The organism is Candidatus Aquarickettsia rohweri, from assembly GCF_003953955.1.
GTDB classification, from domain to species: Bacteria; Pseudomonadota; Alphaproteobacteria; order Rickettsiales; family Midichloriaceae; genus Aquirickettsia; species Aquirickettsia rohweri.
This window is the reverse complement of the sequence record NZ_RXFM01000127.1, coordinates 1-2,464: the sequence shown is the minus strand read 5'-3', so window position 1 is coordinate 2,464 and position 2,464 is coordinate 1. Positions and strand designations below refer to the sequence as shown.

Sequence of the window (2,464 nt, the reverse complement as noted above, 5' to 3'; positions counted from 1 at the left end):
GTAAATGACTCGTACGATTAGTTTTTTGCACGTTCTCCCCAAAATTTGACTATTTTAGCACCATTTATGGTGCTAAAATAGTCAAATTTTGGGGAGAACGTGCAAAAAACTAATCGTACGAGTCATTTACCACTAGAAATCAGTCTGATAGGCCAATAAATCGTGCAATTTCGTAGCTATTTTACTCGTCATTCCAGTGGCCCATGGGCCACTTCCAATCCACATCTGTAGGGGCCAATGCGAAGCATTGGTCGGGAAAAGTAAAAAGTAAGTAAGAGTAAGAATTAGTAAGAGTTAAGTAGAAATAAGTAAGAGTTATAAGGGAAAATCCTTCCTTTCAGGAAGGAGAGGATTTCCCAACTAAATTATTGTTGCTACAGTAGCCATACACATCATAAGTAAACACTTTATACCAGCAGACTTTATTCTTTTCACAGATACCACACTAACTAACAATATGCACCACCCAAAGATCATAATACAGCTCTTTGCACATATACAAGCAATTGCTGTCGACGCTTGTCTAATCCTTAGCTTAAGATACAAGCTACATACCGAGATGATCCACATTAAGCTAAGACCGAATAGAGCAAGAGGATGAGCTGATAAGGTCTTGAAGAATAATCTCTGGCCAATTAATTTAGATACATGAGCCCTAGTGAAAGAATTAACATGGAAAGCTAGTGAAAATGAGGTCTTCTTTGTTGATAATATGCTATCTAAGGATATTCCTACCAAATTAGAACTAAGCACCAATGATTTCTGTACACATCTCATACAAATAAGCTTATAAAATGAGGACGACTTCAATTAGTGGCCCATCCTCATCTAAAAGGAGAGCTGAGATGGTCCACTTGATGTGACTTGACTTGAATTCACGAAGTTGGTCGACTTGGTATTTCAGTAGACTGGTCACTATGTAGGACTAAGTAAAGTGACTTGAGATGCTTTTCACGAAGTTGTAAGACCAGCATTTCAGACTGCTCTATGTCTAGACTCAACCGCTGATTTTGACTGCTCAGGTTGAGCACTGGTTGGCCCTTTAATTGATGGGCGCGCTTCTTATTTGAGTTGAGGCCTGGTATTTATTTGGACTGGGTTGTTATTAATTTGACTGACCTGCTTATAAATAGACCAGTGGCCACTTCATAGGACCAGTGGACAGGGCCACTGGTCCGTCTATATTTTGACTGCCATTGGCCCCAGGAGTATTATGGCATTTTACTATGAGTTTACTGGGATTCTCCAATTTCGTACGGCCCCAGCTCTTCGAGCTGAGACCTCGCACATGTATCCAGTACTTCTTGCGGCACTCGGCTTCACCTCGTTTGCTTCACTACCTTTACATCTTTTACTTTATTCTACCTTAGCCAGGTCTAGTGGCCTTTGGCCACTAGACCGGCATGACCCAACTGGCCTTTGGCCAGTTGGGTCATGCTCTAGGAGTCTTTGAGCAGTCTGGAGCCCCTTCAAGGGGCTCCAGACTGCTCAAAGACTCCGTTATAAGGCAACTTGTTACGGGCCGTACTATGTTTTATCCTAAAGGAGTGGCCTTTGGCCACTCCTAGGTTCGGGGCAATGGGCCTTTGGCCCATTGACCCCTCACTACGGATGGCCGTAGGCCATCCTAGAGCATAGGCTAGTGGCCTTTCAGGCCACTAGCCTATGCCGGACTACTGGCCTACGGCCAGTAGTCCTCTATAGACCGGTTACTTTAGTACGGGACTGGCCGAAGGCCAGTCTGGTCTTGACAGGCGGGGAATTTCCAGTCGCTACGCTCCTTGGAAATTCCCCCACTGGACTATAGAGGGCTGCCCTTTGGGCAGCCCGGCATGATGGGCCAAAGGCCCATCATGCCGTACTTTTAGTTTTATTTTAGGGTTCGGCCAGGCCTCATATAGTTCAATACAGGGTTCGTAAGGCCTGGCCTAATGGGCCAAAGGCCCATTGGGCCAGGCCGTACTCACCACGGCCACTGGCCAAAGGCCAGTGGCCTAGAGCATGTGGCCACATGCACTACACTAAGTACGGCATGGGACTACTTCCTGGATTTCGTAACGAAATTGCTGCAAAGCAGCAATTCGTTACGAAATCCAGGAAGTAGTCCCTGCCTGAAAATGGGCGCCCGGCCATTGGCCAGTGGCCTCGTCATTCCAGGGGCCAATCCAAGGCCAGTGGGCAAGTGGCCGTAGGCCACTTTAGGGAAATGTTAAAGCCAAAGTAATTTGACTGCGCCATGGGCCTTAAATGGGCCCAGATGAGGCCCCTTTTAGACCACAATTTCGTAGAAATTACGTACTTTAGGACTGATTTCTAGTGGTAAATGACTCGTACGATTAGTTTTTTGCACGTTCTCCCCAAAATTTGACTATTTTAGCACCATTTATGGTGCTAAAATAGTCAAATTTTGGGGAGAACGTGCAAAAAACTAATCGTACGAGTCATTTACCACTAGAAATCAGTC

Annotated in this window: 1 protein-coding gene; it reads left to right on the top strand. The window is 45.4% G+C overall.

All coding sequences use genetic code 11. The features are described 5' to 3' along the window. Positions 1–658 precede the first annotated feature (658 nt). Positions 659–793 carry a hypothetical protein gene (locus EIC27_RS07960; RefSeq protein WP_276310349.1) on the top strand — a complete coding sequence of 45 codons (135 nt, stop codon included), beginning with the start codon at positions 659–661 and terminating at the stop codon, positions 791–793. The last annotated feature ends 1,671 nt before the right edge of the window (positions 794–2,464 follow it).